Source organism: Pseudomonas sp. NFACC05-1, assembly GCF_900100135.1.
Taxonomy (GTDB): domain Bacteria; phylum Pseudomonadota; class Gammaproteobacteria; order Pseudomonadales; family Pseudomonadaceae; genus Aquipseudomonas; species Aquipseudomonas fluorescens_Q.
This window is the reverse complement of record NZ_FMTR01000006.1, coordinates 11,723-29,074: the sequence shown is the minus strand read 5'-3', so window position 1 is coordinate 29,074 and position 17,352 is coordinate 11,723. Positions and strand designations below refer to the sequence as shown.

General features: G+C 63.4%; 12 protein-coding genes. 7 read left to right on the top strand and 5 right to left on the bottom strand.

From position 1 onward, the window contains the following. The first annotated feature begins 4 nt into the window (after positions 1 to 4). From lepB to pdxJ, 5 genes are all read left to right on the top strand, one after another. The gene (gene lepB, locus BLO97_RS11545) at positions 5 to 859 is read left to right on the top strand and encodes a signal peptidase I (RefSeq protein WP_063324533.1); all 855 of its coding nucleotides are present in this window, start codon (positions 5 to 7) and stop codon (positions 857 to 859) included. Between the two features lie 183 nt (positions 860 to 1,042). Further along, the gene (gene rnc / locus BLO97_RS11540; protein WP_057448995.1) at positions 1,043 to 1,732 is read left to right on the top strand and encodes a ribonuclease III; all 690 of its coding nucleotides are present in this window, start codon (positions 1,043 to 1,045) and stop codon (positions 1,730 to 1,732) included. Beyond that, positions 1,725 to 2,627 carry a GTPase Era gene (gene era, locus BLO97_RS11535; RefSeq protein WP_063324534.1) on the top strand — a complete coding sequence of 301 codons (903 nt, stop codon included), beginning with the start codon at positions 1,725 to 1,727 and terminating at the stop codon, positions 2,625 to 2,627. Before rnc ends, era begins: the two co-directional genes overlap by 8 nt. 191 nt (positions 2,628 to 2,818) lie before the next feature. Beyond that, complete coding sequence (gene recO, locus BLO97_RS11530; RefSeq protein WP_063324535.1) at positions 2,819 to 3,508, top strand: DNA repair protein RecO; 690 nt, start codon at positions 2,819 to 2,821, stop codon at positions 3,506 to 3,508. Between the two features lie 49 nt (positions 3,509 to 3,557). Then, positions 3,558 to 4,301 carry a pyridoxine 5'-phosphate synthase gene (pdxJ, locus tag BLO97_RS11525; RefSeq protein ID WP_063324536.1) on the top strand — a complete coding sequence of 248 codons (744 nt, stop codon included), beginning with the start codon at positions 3,558 to 3,560 and terminating at the stop codon, positions 4,299 to 4,301. Positions 4,302 to 4,624: 323 nt separating this feature from the next. Here the strand turns inward: pdxJ and mltF are convergent, their stop codons facing one another. Beyond that, positions 4,625 to 6,085 (bottom strand): membrane-bound lytic murein transglycosylase MltF, encoded by a 1,461-nt coding sequence (gene mltF, locus BLO97_RS11520; RefSeq protein WP_092146880.1) that lies wholly within the window; start codon positions 6,083 to 6,085, stop codon positions 4,625 to 4,627. Positions 6,086 to 6,373: 288 nt separating this feature from the next. On the opposite strand from mltF, the gene purL reads away from it, so the two are divergent. Together purL and BLO97_RS11510 are read left to right on the top strand one after the other, a co-directional pair. After that, positions 6,374 to 10,270, top strand: coding sequence for a phosphoribosylformylglycinamidine synthase (gene purL / locus BLO97_RS11515; protein WP_092345957.1), 3,897 nt, complete (start codon positions 6,374 to 6,376; stop codon positions 10,268 to 10,270). A 4-nt stretch (positions 10,271 to 10,274) separates the two neighbouring features. Then, positions 10,275 to 10,586 carry a YqfO family protein gene (locus BLO97_RS11510; RefSeq protein WP_092345955.1) on the top strand — a complete coding sequence of 104 codons (312 nt, stop codon included), beginning with the start codon at positions 10,275 to 10,277 and terminating at the stop codon, positions 10,584 to 10,586. A gap of 336 nt (positions 10,587 to 10,922) precedes the next feature. Here BLO97_RS11510 and nagE read toward each other — a convergent pair whose 3' ends face one another. Genes nagE through nagA form a run of 4 tightly spaced genes read right to left on the bottom strand, consistent with a single transcriptional unit; the run spans position 10,923 to position 17,338 of the window. Next, positions 10,923 to 12,638: an N-acetylglucosamine-specific PTS transporter subunit IIBC gene (gene nagE, locus BLO97_RS11505; RefSeq protein WP_092146886.1), complete on the bottom strand. Its 1,716-nt coding sequence runs from the start codon at positions 12,636 to 12,638 to the stop codon at positions 10,923 to 10,925. A gap of 33 nt (positions 12,639 to 12,671) precedes the next feature. Further along, positions 12,672 to 15,185: a phosphoenolpyruvate--protein phosphotransferase gene (ptsP, locus tag BLO97_RS11500; protein WP_092345953.1), complete on the bottom strand. Its 2,514-nt coding sequence runs from the start codon at positions 15,183 to 15,185 to the stop codon at positions 12,672 to 12,674. A 43-nt stretch (positions 15,186 to 15,228) separates the two neighbouring features. After that, complete coding sequence (locus tag BLO97_RS11495; RefSeq protein ID WP_092223645.1) at positions 15,229 to 16,251, bottom strand: SIS domain-containing protein; 1,023 nt, start codon at positions 16,249 to 16,251, stop codon at positions 15,229 to 15,231. Beyond that, a complete protein-coding gene (gene nagA, locus BLO97_RS11490) occupies positions 16,232 to 17,338 on the bottom strand; it encodes an N-acetylglucosamine-6-phosphate deacetylase (protein ID WP_092345951.1) in 1,107 nt (368 codons plus the stop codon). The genes BLO97_RS11495 and nagA overlap by 20 nt, the downstream gene beginning before the upstream one ends. Positions 17,339 to 17,352: the final 14 nt, after the last annotated feature.

The window sequence follows — 17,352 nt, the reverse complement described above, 5'->3', positions numbered from 1 at the left end:
TCCTATGTCGCTAAATTTCCCGCTGTTGCTGGTTATCGCCGTGTTTGTCTGCGGCCTGTTGGCGTTGCTTGATCTGTTGTTCCTGGCGCCTCGGCGCCGGGCGGCCATCGCCTCTTATCAGGGCAGCGTCAGCCAGCCTGATGGTGTGGTGATCGAAAAGCTCAACAAGGAACCGCTGCTGGTCGAATACGGCAAGTCGTTCTTCCCGGTGTTGTTCATCGTGCTGGTGCTGCGCTCGTTCCTGGTGGAACCCTTCCAGATTCCCTCCGGCTCGATGAAGCCGACCCTGGACGTGGGCGATTTCATCCTGGTGAACAAGTTTTCCTACGGGATCCGCCTGCCGGTGATCGACAAGAAAGTCATCGAAGTCGGTGATCCGCAACGCGGCGATGTCATGGTGTTCCGCTTCCCGAGCGACCCGAACGTCAACTACATCAAGCGTGTCGTCGGCCTGCCGGGCGACACGGTTCGCTACACCGCCGACAAGCGCCTGTTCGTCAATGGCGAATCCGTGGCCGAACAGTTGCTCGGCTCCGAGCCGGGTACGCTGGGCAGTGCCGAGCTCTACCGGGAAAAACTCGGCGAGGCCGAGCACCTGATCCGCAAGGAAATGAGCCGCTACCGCGCGACACCGGACCATTCGTGGACCGTGCCGGCGGGGCACTACTTCATGATGGGAGACAACCGCGACAACTCCAACGACAGCCGGTACTGGGATGATCCGAACATTCCCAAGGACCTGCTGGGCATGGTCCCGGACCGGAACATCGTCGGCAAGGCCTTTGCGGTCTGGATGAGCTGGCCGGAACCCAAACTCAGTCACCTGCCGAATTTCTCGCGGGTTGGCCTGATCAAGTAATCACCCACGGCGCTGTTGAACACAGCGCCGAATGCTTTTCTGGAGCCTGCGCAAGGTTGCCCGAAGGCATGAAGCCAACGATAGTCAGGACGTATTTTTGAACACAGCGTTAATTGTCCCAAGCCAACGGCGCCTTGCCGCCGTGGCGGTGGAATCCAGCCACGAACTCAGCGTGGGTAAACCGTGAGCGTTTCTCTAAGCCGTCTCGAGCGTCAGCTCGGCTACACCTTCAAGGACCAGGACCTGATGCTCCTGGCCCTCACTCACCGCAGTTTTGCCGGGCGCAACAACGAACGCCTGGAATTCCTCGGTGATGCCATCCTCAACTTCGTGGCCGGTGAGGCGCTGTTCGAGCGTTTCCCGCTGGCCCGCGAAGGCCAATTGTCGCGTTTGCGCGCGCGCTTGGTAAAAGGTGAGACCCTGGCCGTACTGGCCCGTGGTTTTGACCTGGGCGACTACCTGCGCCTGGGCTCCGGCGAGCTGAAAAGTGGCGGTTTCCGTCGCGAATCTATCCTGGCCGATGCCCTGGAAGCCTTGATCGGCGCGATCTATCTGGACTCAGGCATGGAAATGGCGCGTGAACGCGTGCTGGCCTGGCTGACGTCCGAGATCGACAGCCTGACGCTGGTGGACACCAACAAGGATCCGAAGACCCGTTTGCAGGAATTCCTGCAATCGCGCAGTTGCGAGCTGCCGCGCTACGAAGTCGTGGATATCCAGGGTGAGCCGCATTGCCGTACCTTCTTCGTCGAATGCGAAGTGGTCCTATTGAATGAAAAAAGCCGGGGTCAGGGTGTGAGTCGTCGTATTGCCGAACAGGTAGCGGCCGCCGCAGCATTGATTGCCCTGGGTGTGGAGAATGGCAATGACTGATACAACCGTCACCCGCTGCGGCTATGTCGCCATTGTCGGTCGGCCGAACGTGGGTAAATCCACGCTGCTGAACCACATCCTGGGCCAGAAGCTGGCGATCACCTCGCGCAAGCCCCAGACGACCCGCCACAACATGCTGGGCATCAAGACCGAAGGCGCCGTCCAGGCGATCTACGTCGACACCCCAGGCATGCACAAGGGCGGCGAAAAGGCCCTGAACCGCTACATGAACAAGACTGCTTCGGCGGCGTTGAAAGACGTCGACGTGGTGATCTTCGTGGTCGATCGCACCAAGTGGACCGACGAAGACCAGATGGTCCTCGAGCGCGTCCAATACGTCACCGGCCCGCTGATCGTGGCGCTGAACAAGACCGATCGGATCGAAGACAAGGCGGAACTGATGCCGCACCTGTCCTGGTTGCAGGAACAGTTGCCGAACGCCCAGATCATTCCGATCTCTGCCCAGCACGGCCATAACCTCGACGCGTTGGAGCGGGTCATTGCCGAACATCTGCCGGAAAATGATCATTTCTTCCCCGAAGACCAGATCACCGACCGCAGCAGCCGTTTCCTCGCCGCCGAGCTGGTGCGCGAGAAAATCATGCGTCAGATGGGGGCCGAGTTGCCCTACCAGATCACGGTCGAGATCGAAGAGTTCAAGCAACAGGGCAAGACCCTGCACATTCATGCCTTGATCCTCGTCGAACGTGACGGCCAGAAGAAAATCATCATTGGCGACAAGGGCGAGCGCATCAAGCGCATCGGCACCGAGGCGCGCAAGGACATGGAACTGCTGTTCGACTCCAAGATCATGCTCAACCTGTGGGTCAAGGTGAAGGGTGGCTGGTCCGACGACGAGCGGGCGCTGCGGTCGTTGGGTTACGGCGACCTGTAATCCCAGGATCATGGTGGGCGGGCTCTTGTGGCGAGGGAGCTTGCTCCCGCTCGGCTGCGAAGCAGTCGTAAAATCAGGCAACTCGGTGTGTCTGGTAGATCCAAGGGGCAGCTTCGCAGCCCAGCGCGAGCTTGCTCCCTCGCCACAAGGCTCTCTTTCATAGTCGATATCTTCTGATATTCAGGCCCCTGATGTCCCCAAGCCAACCCATCGCCCAACCCGCCTACGTCCTCCACAGCCGCGCCTACCGCGAAAGCAGCGCCCTGGTGGACTTCCTCACGCCGCAAGGGCGGCTGCGGGCGGTGTTGCGTGGAGCGCGGGGCAAGGCCGGGACACTGGCGCGGCCGTTCGTGCCGCTGGAAGTCGAGTTCCGTGGTCGAGGCGAGTTGAAAAATGTCGGGCGCATGGAAAGCAATGGCGTCGCGGCGTGGCTCAACGGTGAGGCGCTGTTCAGCGGCTTGTACCTCAATGAACTGTTGATCCGCCTGCTGCCGGCCGAAGATCCCCACCCGGCCGTCTTCGACCACTACGCCGCCACGCTACTGGCCCTGGCTGAAGGGCGGCCGCTGGAGCCGCTGCTGCGCTCCTTTGAGTGGCGGCTACTGGATGACCTGGGCTACGGCTTCGCTCTGAACACTGATCTGCACGGCGAACCCGTCGCGGCGGACGGTCTTTACCGCTTACAGGTGGATGCTGGCCTGGAGCAGGTCTACCTGTTGCAACCGGGGCTGTTCAATGGGGCTGAGCTGCTGGCGATGGCCGAGGCCGACTGGAGTGCGCCAGGCGCCTTGTCGGCAGCCAAGCGGCTGATGCGCCAGGCCCTGGCTGTGCACCTGGGCGGGCGGCCACTGGTCAGTCGCGAGTTGTTTCGCAAGCCCTGATCAACCCGTATGCTGTGGGCCGACTATTCGTCCATTCAGGAGCCTTTTTGTGAGCACCAGCAATCGCATTCTTCTCGGCGTGAACATCGACCATGTCGCCACCCTGCGCCAGGCCCGGGGTACGCGTTACCCGGATCCGGTCAAGGCCGCATTGGACGCGGAAGAGGCGGGTGCCGACGGCATCACCGTACACTTGCGTGAAGACCGTCGTCACATCCAGGAGCGAGATGTGCTGCTGCTCAAGGACGTGCTGCAAACCCGCATGAACTTCGAAATGGGCGTGACCGAAGAGATGATGGCGTTCGCTGAGCTCATCCGCCCGGCGCACATCTGCCTGGTGCCGGAGACTCGCCAGGAGCTGACCACCGAAGGCGGTCTCGACGTGGCGGGGCAGGAGGCGCGGATCAGCTTGGCAGTGGAGCGCTTGTCGAAGATTGGCGCCGAGGTATCGCTGTTCATTGATGCCGACGAACGGCAGATCGAGGCTTCCAAGCGTGTTGGCGCGCCGGCCATCGAGCTGCACACGGGCCGTTACGCTGATGCCGAGACTCCCACGGATGTGGCCGATGAGCTGCAGCGAGTCGCTGACGGTGTCGCCTTCGGCCTGGCCAAGGGCCTGATCGTCAACGCCGGCCATGGCCTGCACTACCACAACGTCGAAGCCGTCGCGGCGATCAAGGGCATCAACGAGCTGAACATCGGCCACGCGTTGGTGGCCCATGCGTTGTTCGTCGGGTTCAAGTCGGCTGTATCGGAAATGAAGGCGCTGATCCTGGCTGCCGCCAAGTCCTGACCGCGGCCATAAGACTGGCTGCTCACTTAGGGCTTGCCTGATTCATTGTGGCGAGGGAGCTTGCTCCCGCTGGGCTGCGCAGCAGCCCCTTGGATCTGCCAGACACACCGGGTTGCCAGGGAGTTACTAGGGCCGCTTCGCGCCCCAGCGGGAGCAAGCTCCCTCGCCACAATGGTTCATCACTGCATCAGGGCTGCGCAGCAGCTTCTTGGATCTGCCAGACACACCGGGTTGCCAGGGAGTTACTAGGGCCGCTTCGCGCCCCAGCGGGAGCAAGCTCCCTCGCCACAGATTCATCACTGCATCGGGATGGTGTACAGCTGTCAGAGCTGCGGGCTTTCCTGGTTAGGCTTGCTCTTGTCGACTCCCGGCACGTGCAGATTGCCCTCGGCCACCTGGTTGCCTTCGAGCTGCGGCTGCGTCACCCAGGTCAGGATGTCGTAGTAGCGACGGATGTTCGCCACGAAATGCACCGGCTCGCCGCCCCGGGCGTAGCCATAGCGGGTCTTGCTGTACCACTGTTTCTGCGACAGGCGCGGCAGGATCTTCTTCACATCCAGCCACTTGTTCGGGTTCAGCCCTTCCTTGGCCGCCAGTTTGCGCGCATCGTCCAGGTGACCGCTGCCCACGTTATAGGCGGCGAGGGCGAACCAGGTGCGGTCGGGCTCCTGGATGCTTTCGTCCAGTTGATCCTTCATGTAGGCCAGGTACTTGGCGCCGCCCATGATGCTCTGCTTCGGATCCAGGCGGTTGGACACGCCCATGGCCTGGGCGGTGTTCTGGGTCAGCATCATCAGGCCGCGCACGCCGGTCTTGGACGTGACCGCCGGTTGCCACAGCGATTCCTGATAGCCAATGGCGGCCAGCAGGCGCCAGTCGACTTTCTCTTTCTTGGCGTAGGCCTTGAAGTGCTGTTCGTATTTGGGCAGCCGTTGCTGCAAATGCTGGGCGAAGGTGGTGGCGCCCATGTAGCCGAGGACATCGACGTGCCCGTAATAGCGGTCTTTGAGGCGCTGCAGGGTGCCGTTCTTCTGCACTTTGTCCAGGTAGCTGTTGATCTCGTTGAGCAGGCTGTTGTCTTCACCGGGGGCGACCGCCCAACTCTGGCTGCGGGCATCACCCAGGTCGAACGCCACGCGCACGTTGGGGAAGTACACCTGGTTCATCGCCACTTCGTTGGAGTCCACCAGGGTCAGGTCGATCTGGCCCTCATCCACCATGCGTAGCAGGTCGACCACTTCAACCGCGTCGGACTCTTCGTATTCGATGCCCGGGTATTGCTGTTTAAGCTGTGCCAGTTGTTCGGCGTGAGTGCTGCCCTTGAGCACCATGATTTTTTTGCCGGCCAAAGCGGCGGCGTCGGTGGGGCGTGACTGGCCGTTGCGGTAGATGATCTGCGGGGTGACTTCCAGGTAGGAGCGGGAAAACCGTACCTGCTTCTTGCGCTGTTCGCTGCTGACCAGGCCCGCGGCCGCCAATACCGGACCGTTGGGCTTGCCGATCTGGCTGAACAGATCGTCGAGGTTGTCGGCGGTCTCTATCTTCAGTTCCACCCCCAAATCGTCGGCGAAGCGCTTCACCAGCTCGTACTCGAAGCCGGTTTCACCGTTACGATCCTCAAAGTAGGTGGCGGGGCTGTTTCGGGTAACCACCCGCAGCACGCCATCCTCCTTTACGCGCTCCAGTGTGTTGGGTTTCTCAACACAACCACTGAGCACCAGGAAGAGTCCGGTTGCGATCAGCCATCTGGCATATCGCGGACGCAAAGCCGTTGGGGAAAACATCTGCGCAGTATACGCAAACGGCCCCTACCGCCATATCTCGACAGCAAAAGGCCAGTCTGCTAGCCATTGCAAAACATGTCCGCAACACAGGCCGGCCGGGGCGCGCAGGGCTTTGCATCGCTGAAAAATATCTCTTCGGCAGCCTTGGCGCGGGTGTCCGATACCGTCGCGCACGCAAAGACCGACATTCGGCCAGCACTGCGCGTGCCGTTTCGGGTGCCGTTGCCGGCGGTTTAGGCTAGAATGCACGGCCTCAAAGCACACCCCCTTCCCGAGGCTGTCCCGAAGATGTTGATCCTGCGCGGCGCTCCTGCCCTTTCTGCCTTTCGCCACAGCAAACTCCTTGAGCAACTGAGCCAGAAGGTTCCGGCTGTCAGTGGCTTGTATGCTGAATTCGCTCACTTCGCCGAAGTCACCGGCGGTTTGACCGGCGACGAACAGCAGGTGCTTGCGCGCCTTCTGAAGTACGGTCCCAGTGTTCCTGTCCAGGAGCCGGCCGGTCGCCTGTTCCTGGTACTGCCGCGTTTCGGCACCATTTCGCCGTGGTCGAGCAAGGCCAGCGACATCGCCCGCAACTGCGGCCTGGCGAAAGTCCAGCGCCTGGAGCGCGGCATTGCCTTTTATGTCGCCGGTGAGTTCAGCGAGGCCGAGGCCCAACTGATCGCCGACGGCCTGCATGACCGCATGACCCAGGTCGTGCTGGGCAACCTGGAGCAGGCCGCCGGCCTGTTCAGCCACGCCGAACCCAAGCCACTGACCGCCATCGACGTACTGGGCGGCGGCCGTGCCGCGCTGGAAAAAGCCAACGGCGAACTGGGCCTGGCCCTGGCCGAAGACGAGATCGATTACCTGGTCAACGCTTTCCAGGGCTTGAAGCGCAACCCGCACGACATCGAATTGATGATGTTCGCCCAGGCCAACTCCGAGCACTGCCGCCACAAGATCTTCAACGCCAGTTGGGACATTGACGGCCAGAGCCAGGAAAAAAGCCTGTTTGGCATGATCAAGAACACCTACCAGATGCACAACGAAGGTGTGCTCTCGGCCTACAAGGACAACGCCGCGGTGATCGTCGGCAACGTTGCCGGTCGTTTCTACCCGAACCCTGAGACCCGCCAGTACGGTGCGGTCCAGGAGCCGGTGCACATCCTCATGAAGGTCGAGACCCACAACCACCCGACCGCCATCGCCCCGTTCCCGGGCGCGTCCACCGGTTCCGGTGGCGAGATCCGCGACGAAGGCGCCACCGGGCGTGGTGCCAAGCCCAAGGCCGGCCTGACCGGCTTCACCGTGTCGAACCTGCAGATCCCGGGTTTTGAACAGCCGTGGGAAAAGCCGTACGGCAAGCCTGAGCGCATCGTCAACGCCCTGGACATCATGATCGAAGGCCCCCTGGGGGGCGCGGCGTTCAACAACGAATTCGGCCGTCCGGCCCTGACCGGCTATTTCCGTACCTTCGAACAGTCCATCACCACCCCGCGCGGTGAGGAAGTCCGTGGTTACCACAAGCCGATCATGTTGGCTGGCGGCATGGGCAACATCCGCGCCGACCACGTGCAGAAAGGCGAGATCCTGGTCGGCTCCAAGCTGATCGTCCTCGGTGGCCCGGCCATGCTGATCGGCCTGGGTGGCGGCGCCGCTTCCTCCATGGCCACCGGCACCAGCTCGGCCGACCTGGACTTTGCGTCGGTCCAGCGGGAAAACCCGGAAATGGAACGCCGTTGCCAGGAAGTCATCGACCGTTGCTGGCAGTTGGGTGAACACAACCCCATCAGCTTCATCCACGACGTCGGCGCGGGCGGCCTGTCCAACGCCTTCCCGGAACTGGTCAACGACGGCGGCCGTGGTGGCCGCTTCGAACTGCGCAACATTCCAAACGACGAGCCGGGCATGGCCCCGCACGAAATCTGGAGCAACGAATCCCAGGAGCGTTACGTCCTGGCGGTCGGTCCGGCCGACTTCGAACGTTTCCAGGCCATTTGCGAGCGCGAGCGTTGCCCGTTCGCCGTGGTCGGTGAAGCCACCGCCGAGCCGCAACTGACCGTCACCGACAGCCATTTCGGCAACAGCCCGGTGGACATGCCGCTGGAAGTGCTGCTGGGCAAAGCCCCGCGCATGCACCGTTCGGCCGTTCGCGAAGCGGAGCTGGGCGATGATTTCGATCCATCGACACTCGACATCGCCGACTCCATCGAGCGTGTACTGCATCACCCGGCCGTGGCGAGCAAGAGCTTCCTGATCACCATCGGCGACCGCACTATCACCGGCCTCGTGGCCCGTGACCAGATGGTCGGCCCATGGCAGGTGCCGGTGGCCGACGTGGCCGTGACCGCCACTAGCTTCGACGTCTACACCGGCGAAGCCATGGCGATGGGCGAGCGTACTCCGCTGGCGCTGCTGGACGCCCCGGCGTCGGGCCGCATGGCGATCGGCGAGACCTTGACCAACATCGCGGCTTCGCGCATTGGCAAGATTTCCGACATCAAGTTGTCGGCCAACTGGATGTCCGCCGCCGGTCACCCGGGTGAAGATGCCCGCCTGTACGACACCGTCAAGGCCGTCGGCATGGAGCTGTGCCCGGAGCTGGGCATCACCATTCCGGTGGGCAAGGACTCCATGTCCATGGCCACGCGCTGGAGCGACGAAGGCGTGGACAAGAGCGTGACCTCGCCGCTGTCGCTGATCGTGACCGGTTTCGCCCCGGTCACCGACATCCGCCAGACCCTGACCCCGCAACTGCGCATGGACAAGGGCACCACCGATCTGATCCTGATCGATCTGGGCCGTGGCCAAAACCGCATGGGCGCCTCGATCCTGGCCCAGGTGCACGGCAAGCTCGGCTCGCAAGCGCCGGACGTCGACGATGCCGAAGACCTGAAAGCGTTCTTCGCCGTGATCCAGGGCCTCAACGCCGATGGTCACCTGCTGGCCTATCACGATCGTTCCGACGGCGGCTTGTTGACCACCGTGGTGGAAATGGCCTTTGCCGGTCACTGCGGCCTGAGCCTGACCCTCGACAGCGTGGCCGAGTCCATGGCTGAAATCCCGGCCATCTTGTTCAACGAAGAGCTGGGTGCGGTGATCCAGGTTCGCCAGGACGCCACCCCGGACATCCTCGCCCAGTTCAGCGCGGCTGGCCTGGCCGACTGCGTTTCGGTGATCGGCCAGCCGATCAACAACGCCCACATCAACATCACCTTCAACGGCGACACCGTCTTCGAAGGCCAGCGCAGCCTGTTGCAGCGCCAGTGGGCGGAAACCAGCTACCAGATCCAGCGCCTGCGGGACAACGCCGACTGCGCCGAGCAGGAATTCGATGCACTGCTGGAAGAAGACAACCCGGGCCTGAGCGCCAAGCTCAGCTACGACGTCAACCACGACGTGGCCGCGCCCTACATCAAGAAAGGCATTCGCCCACAAGTGGCGGTCCTGCGCGAGCAGGGCGTCAACGGTCAGGTGGAAATGGCGGCGGCATTCGACCGTGCCGGTTTCAACGCGATCGACGTGCACATGAGCGACATCCTGGCCGGTCGTGTCGACCTGAATGACTTCAAGGGCATGGTCGCCTGTGGCGGTTTCTCCTACGGTGACGTGCTGGGTGCCGGTGAAGGCTGGGCCAAGTCGGCGCTGTTCAACAGCCGTGCCCGCGATGCGTTCCAGGGCTTCTTCGAACGTACCGACAGCTTCACCCTCGGCGTGTGCAACGGTTGCCAGATGATGTCCAACCTGCACGAACTGATCCCGGGCAGCGAGTTCTGGCCGCACTTCGTGCGTAACCGTTCCGAGCAGTTCGAAGCGCGCGTGGCGATGGTCCAGGTGCAGGAATCGAACTCGATCTTCCTGCAGGGCATGGCCGGTTCGCGCATGCCGATCGCCATCGCCCACGGCGAAGGCCATGCGGAATTCGAAAGCGAAGAGGCGCTGCTCGAAGCGGATCTGTCCGGTTGCGTGTCGCTGCGGTTCGTCGACAACCACGGCAAGGTCACCGAAACCTACCCGGCCAACCCGAACGGCTCGCCGCGCGGGATCACCGGCCTGACCAGCCGCGACGGCCGCGTCACGATCATGATGCCGCACCCGGAGCGGGTGTTCCGCGCGGTGCAGAACTCGTGGCGTTCGGACGACTGGAACGAGGACGCGCCATGGATGCGCATGTTCCGCAACGCGCGCGTCTGGGTGAACTAAGGCGGTGTACAAGCTCTGCTTCTTCGTTCCGGCCAGCCATCTGGACGTGGTCAAAAGCGCCGTATTCACTGCCGGTGGCGGGCGAATCGGCGACTATGACCATTGTGCCTGGCAAGTGTTGGGCCTGGGCCAGTTTCGCCCGTTGGACGGCAGCCAGCCGTTCATCGGCGAGGCGGGACAGGTCGAGCAGGTCGAGGAATGGAAAGTGGAGCTTGTCGTTGCCGATGAGCTGATTCGTGGGGTAGTGGAGGCGTTGAAACAGAGCCATCCCTACGAGACACCGGCGTATGAAGTGTGGCGGTTGGAGGATTTTTGATCCCGGGCCGTTGAAATGAAAAACCCGCTGATGAATCAGCGGGTTTTTTATTGGGCGCTATTTGAAGCCGATTTATCTATGTACACGACCCCTGTGGCGAGGGAGCTTGCTCCCGCTGGGCTGCGCAGCAGCCCCATAACACTCTGGCAACTCGGTGTGTCTGGCAGATCCAAGGGGCTGCTTCGCACCCCAGCGGGAGCAAGCTCCCTCGCCACGGGGATTGTACTTTTCCAGAGAGAGTGGTGTGGATCACCGGTCGAACAACACAAATTCTCTGTGGGAGCTTGCTCGCGATAGCGATTCACCGGTGTAAACGGAACCACAGAGATTGGGGGACTAGGCTTTCACATCGGCCTGACGGCTCAGCACCATTCCCTCCAACACTTGCCACAACCCCGGCGCTTTCTCCCCCAGCAACAGGTGCCAGACACCGCCTTCCAACGGGCTGACCCCCTGGCATCCCAGTGCCCTGAGGCCGCTTTCCGACAGTCTTTTGCCATCGGCCAGGCGCACCCGCAACCGGCTCATCGCCACGCAATCGAGCTGCAACACATTGCCACCGCCACCCAGTGCATCCAGCCACTGTTGCGCTTCGACCCCGGACACGCTGGTCGCGGTAACCGGTTCAACCACCGTGGCCACGGGCGCAGCGGCAGGGCGGTCGGAGGAAGGCAGGGCCAGGCGGATTTCATCGGCGATGCTGTCGGCCATCGGCCCGACCACCACCTGCAAACTCCCGCCATTGCCGGGACGCACCACGGCCATGGCGCCCAGGGCCTTGAGTTGCGCGTCGGAGGCCTTGTTGCGATCCACCATGTCCAACCGCAGCCGAGTGGTGCAGGCGCCGACGGTGATCAGGTTGTCGGCACCGCCGAGTGCTTCGATGTAGGCCCCGGCTCGTTGGTTCTGGGCGATGACCGGTTTGTCACCGGCGGGCACTTCTTCACGCCCTGGGGTTTTCAGGTCGAAGCGGCGAATGCAGAAGTCGAACACCGTGTAATAGATCACGGCATAGACCAGTCCCACCGGCACCACCAGCCAGCCGTTATTCGACTTGCCCCAGCCGAGCACCATGTCGATGAAGCCGCCGGAGAAGGTAAAGCCCAAGCGGATGTTCAGCCAATCGGTGATCGCCATCGACAGCCCGGTGAGCAAGGCATGCAACAGGAACAGCAGCGGCGCAAGGAACATGAAGGCGAACTCGATCGGTTCGGTGACACCCGTGAGAAACGACGTCAGCGCCATGGACAGCAGGATCCCCCCCATGACTTTGCGCCGCTGGGGCAGGGCATTGCGGTACATCGCCAGGCACGCAGCGGGCAGGCCGAAGAGCATCACCGGGAACATGCCGGTCATGAACTGGCCGCTATTCGGGTCGCCGGCAAAGTAGCGGGTCAGGTCGCCGGTGACCACCGCGCCGGTTTGCGGATCGGTGAAGCTGCCGAAGATGAACCAGGCCATATTATTGAGAATGTGGTGCAGGCCGGTGACGATCAGCAGCCGGTTGAACACGCCGAACACGAAGGCACCGAAACTGCCGCTTTCCATCAGCAAGGCGCCGAAACTGTTGATGCCCTGCTGGATCGGCGGCCAGATCAGGCCGAACACCACCCCCAGGCCCACGGCGCTGAAACCGGTGACAATCGGCACGAAGCGCCGACCACCGAAGAACGCCAGGTATTCCGGCAGCTTGATGTCCTTGAAACGGTTGTACAGCGCGCCGGCCAGCAGGCCACTGATGATCCCGGCGAGCATGCCCATGTTGATGCTGGCATCGAGCACCTTCAAGGTCGCGATCATCACCAGGTAACCGATGGCCCCGGCCAACCCCGCCGTCCCGTTGTTGTCCCGGGCGAAGCCCACGGCGATGCCGATGGAGAAGATCAGCGGCAGGTTGGCAAAAATCGCCTGGCCGGCATCGTGGATGATGGCGATGTTCAACAGGTCGGTGTCGCCCAGGCGCAGCAACAGGCCGGCGATGGGCAGGATCGCGATGGGCAGCATCAGTGCCCGGCCGAGGCGTTGCAGTCCTTCGATGAAATGCTGGTACATGGCGTCTCTCCCTTTATTGTTCTTCGACGTGGCTCAGCCCAGGGGCCAGTGTTGATGACAGGCCTGGCGCACGGCGGCGGCACTGCCCAGGTTCAGCAGCTCGCCGCTGAGGCGGGCGCACTGGGCGGCGTCGAGGTGCCGCACGCGGTCCTTGATTGCGCCGATCTGCGGCGGACTGACCGACAGTTCACGTACACCCAGCCCGATCAGCACCGGCATCGCCAGTGGATCGGAGGCCAGGGCGCCGCATACACCCACCCAGCGACCATGTTTCGCCGCGCCGGCACAGGTCTGGGCGATCAGCCGCAGCAGCGCCGGGTGCAGGGCATCGACCCGGGCGGCGAGGCCGGCGTGGTCGCGGTCCATGGCCAGGGTGTATTGCGACAGGTCGTTGGTGCCGATGGACAGGAAGTCCGCATGCTCGGCCAATTGTTCGGCCAGCAACGCGGCGGCCGGCACTTCGATCATCACTCCCAACTGCGGGCGTTCGCCCAGGCCCAGTTCGGTGCCGAGGGCATCTAGGCGTTGGCGGATGTGCAGCAGTTCGTCGACTTCGGTGACCATGGGCAACAGGATCCGGCAGCGCCGCAGCGGACGGGTTTGCAGCAAGGCCCGCAGTTGCTGGTCCAGCAGATCCGGTCGCACCTGGGCCAGGCGAATGCCGCGCAGGCCCAGCACCGGGTTGGCTTCGGTCGGCAGCGGCAGGTAATCCAGCTGCTTGTCACCGCCCACGTCGATGGTGCGGATGATCACCGGCTTGTCGCCCATGGCCTCGAGCACGGCTTGGTAGGCCTGGCGTTGTTCCTCTTCGTCGGGCGCGGTATGACGGTCGACGAACAGAAATTCGGTGCGCAGCAAGCCAACACCGTCGGCACCGTTTGCCCAGGCCTGGGCTGCATCGTCGCTGGAGGCGACGTTGGCCGCCACTTCCACGGTGACGCCGTCAAGGGTCTGGGCCGGGGTGTGGGCGAGCGCTTGTTGTTGGGCGCGTCGGCTGGTCTGCCGGAGCTGCTCTTGATGCACCTGGGCCAGGCGCTCGGCGCTGGGCCTAAGTTCGAGGCGACCGTCGTCTGCATCCAGCACCACCCCTTGCCCCAGCGCCTGGGCAAGCAGCTCGTCACCCAGCGCCACCAGGCACGGCAAGCCTTTGCCCCGGGCCAGGATCGCCACATGGGAGGTTGCGCCGCCCTCGACCATGCACACGCCGGCCACGCCTTGGGCGCTGAGTTGCAGCAGGTCCGACGGGGTCAGTTCCTGGGCGGCGACGATGGCGCCGGGCGCCACGTCGAATTGCCAGGCCTCACCCAGCAACACCCGCAGGACCCGTTGGCGCAGGTCGCGCAAATCATTGGCGCGCTCGGCCAGCAATGTGCTGCCCAGTTGTTGCAGCACCTGGCATTGCCCATCGATGGAATGGCTCCAGGCGTGGGTCGCGGCGCTGCCTTGTTCGATAAAGAGGTAGGCGGCATCCAGCAACACTGGGTCTTCGAGCAACGCCAGATGAGCGCTGAAGATCGCTTCTTCGTCGCGGTGGCGTCGGGCCTTGGCGTTTTCCAGGGTGAGGCGGATTTCGCCACTGACCTGAGCCAAGGCATTGTCCAAGCGGTGTCGCTGCTCTTCGACGTCATGGCCGCCAGTGTCCTGGGGCAATTGAATGCCATTCAGCCGAACCAGCGGCCCGGTCACCAGGCCGGGGGCGGCACACACGCCATGGAGCACACCGTTTTCGGCGGCAGGGCGTTGCGGCTTGATGGCCGGCGCCACGGCATGGGCTTCTTCCGCCAGGGCTGTGGATAAGGTCGCCAGCAAGGCTTGCAGCGCCGCCTCGGCATCGCTGCCCTGGCAACTGACGTGCACTTGCGCTTGTTCGGTGATGGCCAGGCCCATCATCCCCATCACGCTGTCGCAAGAGGCCGACTTGCCTTGAAAATGCAGGTGCGAGCGGCTCTTGAAGCCCTGGGCGGTCTGGCGAATCAGTGCCGCCGGCCGGGCATGCAGGCCGCCGCGATGGGCGATGCGGACCTGGCCGAAGACTTCGTGGCCGATCTCCTGGTCATCGTGTGACGTTTCGCCCGGGGCCTTGGCGATGATATGCAGCAGTGGTTCGCCGACCTTCACCCCCTTGAGCGTGATGGGCCGCGCCTGGAAGTGTTCGCCGTTGGTGATGACCAACAGGCTGACCAGGCTCTTGCAGCGCAGTGCCACTTTGTCCACGTCGTAACGCAGCAGCGGCTGACCATTGCTGACCCGCGCCCCTTCCTTGACCAGCATGGAAAACCCGTCGCCCTGCAGCTCGACCGTGTCCAGGCCCAGGTGCAGCAACAGTTCGGCGCCGTTGTCGGCCCGCAGGGTCACGGCGTGGCCAGTGCGGGCGACGTGAATCACTTCACCAGCGCAGGGCGCGTAGAGGGTGTCGTTCAGCGGGTCGATGGCGATCCCGTCGCCCATGGCGCCGCTGGCGAACACCGCGTCCGGGACGTTGGCGAGGGTGAGCACCGGGCCGCTGAGCGGGGCGCTGAGGGTCAGCTCTTTATTATTGTTGGGCATGGGGCGCTCTCATCAGACTCTCTATAAAAAGAAAACCGTCGGTTCAGTGCGTACGGGTGACCTTGCTCAAGTACCGTGGCTGGTCCGGATCCAGGCCTCGGGCCACGGCCAGGCTCGCGGCCATCCCATAAAAGCTCTGGATCGCCAGGATCGGGTCCAGGGACGGGTGTTCGGCGCGGGTCAGCGTCAGGTCGCGTTCGGCGATGTCATCCGGCGCCGCCAGCAACACCCGGGCGCCGCGCTGGCGCATGTCGGCGGCCAGGCTCAACACGCCGGCCTGCTCGGCACCGCGAGGGGCAAACACCAGCAACGGGTAGTTTTCATCGATCAGCGCCATCGGCCCATGACGAACCTCGGCACTGCTGAAGGCTTCGGCCTGGATCGCCGAGGTTTCCTTGAATTTGAGCGCCGCTTCCTGGGCGATGGCGAATCCGGCGCCACGGCCAATGACCATCAACCGCTGGCAATCGCGCAGGGCCTCGACGGCAGCACGCCAATCCTGGCGGGCGGCTTCTTGCAAACCTTCGGGCAGGGCGCTGCCGGCTTCCAGCAACTCGGCGTCGTCCTTCCAGTGCGCCACCAGCCGAGCACTGGCGCTGAGGGTGGCGATGAAACTCTTGGTGGCGGCGACGCTGTTTTCGACGCCGGCACACAGCGGCACGCTGAATTCACAGGCGGCTTCCAGGGGCGAATCGGTGGCGTTGACCAGGGCCACGCTCAAGGCGCCACGCTTGCGCAACAGGCGCAGGCTGTTCACCAGGTCCGGGCTCTGTCCCGATTGGGAAAACGCGAATGCTACCTGGCCACTGACCTTCAGCGGCGCCTGTTGCATGGTCACCACCGACATCGGCAACGAGGCCACCGGGATGCCCAGTTGCTGCATGGTCAGGTAGGCGAAGTAGCTGGCGGCGTGGTCGGAACTGCCGCGGGCGACGGTCATCGCCACTTGCGGTGGCTGACGGCGCAGGCGTCCGGCGATTTCCTCGAAGGCCGGGTCCAGTTGCTGCAACTGGCGCTCGACGGCTTCCCACGAGGCCAAGGCCTCTTCAAGCATTTTTGAAGTCAATGGCTTCTCCTTCGACCATCACGTCGGTCAGGGTCAGGGAGCGGTCAAGGCGCACGCAGTCGGCCCAGGCGCCGGGTTGCAAGCGGCCGCGCTCGGGCAGGCCGAGGTAATCGGCGGGAAATTGCGACAGGCGCTGGGAGGCTTCGGCGATGGGCAAGCCGATTTTCACCAGGTTGCGCAGGGCCTGGTCCATGGTCAGGGTGCTGCCGGCCAAAGTGCCATCGGCCAGGCGCACGCCGCCCAGGCACTTGGTCACGGTGTGGCTACCCAGCTTGTATTCGCCATCGGGCATGCCCGCGGCGGCGGTGGAGTCGGTGACGCAATACAGGCACGGAATCGAACGCAAGGCCACGCGCATCGCACCGGGGTGTACGTGGAGCAAGTCCGGAATTAACTCGGCATATTGAGCATGGGCCAGCGCCGCGCCGACGATGCCTGGCTCGCGGTGATGCAACGGGCTCATGGCGTTATACAAATGGGTGAAACTGCTGGCCCCGGCGGCCAACGCCGCGACGCCTTCTTCATAACTGCCCAGGGTATGACCGATCTGCATGCGCACGCCCCGGGCGCTGAGGGCGCGGATCAAGGTATCGTGACCGGCGATTTCCGGGGCGATGGTAATCACGCGGATCGGCGCCAGGGCCAGGTAACTCTCCACCTCGGCCATCAGCGCGGTGTGGGCGAAATTCGGTTGCGCGCCGAGTTTTCCGGGGTTGATGTAAGGGCCTTCCAAATGCACGCCCAGGACCCGAGCGCTGCCAGTCGGGCGTTGTTCACAGAACTCGCCGAGGGCCTGGAGCACGCTGACGATTTCTTCGCTGGGTGCGGTCATGGTCGTGGCCAGCAGCGCGGTCGTGCCGAAGCGCACGTGGGTGCGGGCGATGGTTTCGAACGCCGAGGCGCCTTGCATGATGTCCTTGCCACCACCGCCATGGACGTGCAGGTCGATGAAACCGGGCAGCAGGTAGGGCAGGTCATTGCTGGCCGGGTCGCAGGGGTGGCCTTCGATGGACACGACTTTGCCGTGCCCATGGATCAGGCGGCCGCGAACCCAGCCATTGGCGGTGAGGATATTGTCTTCGGACATGGGGACTCTCTGGT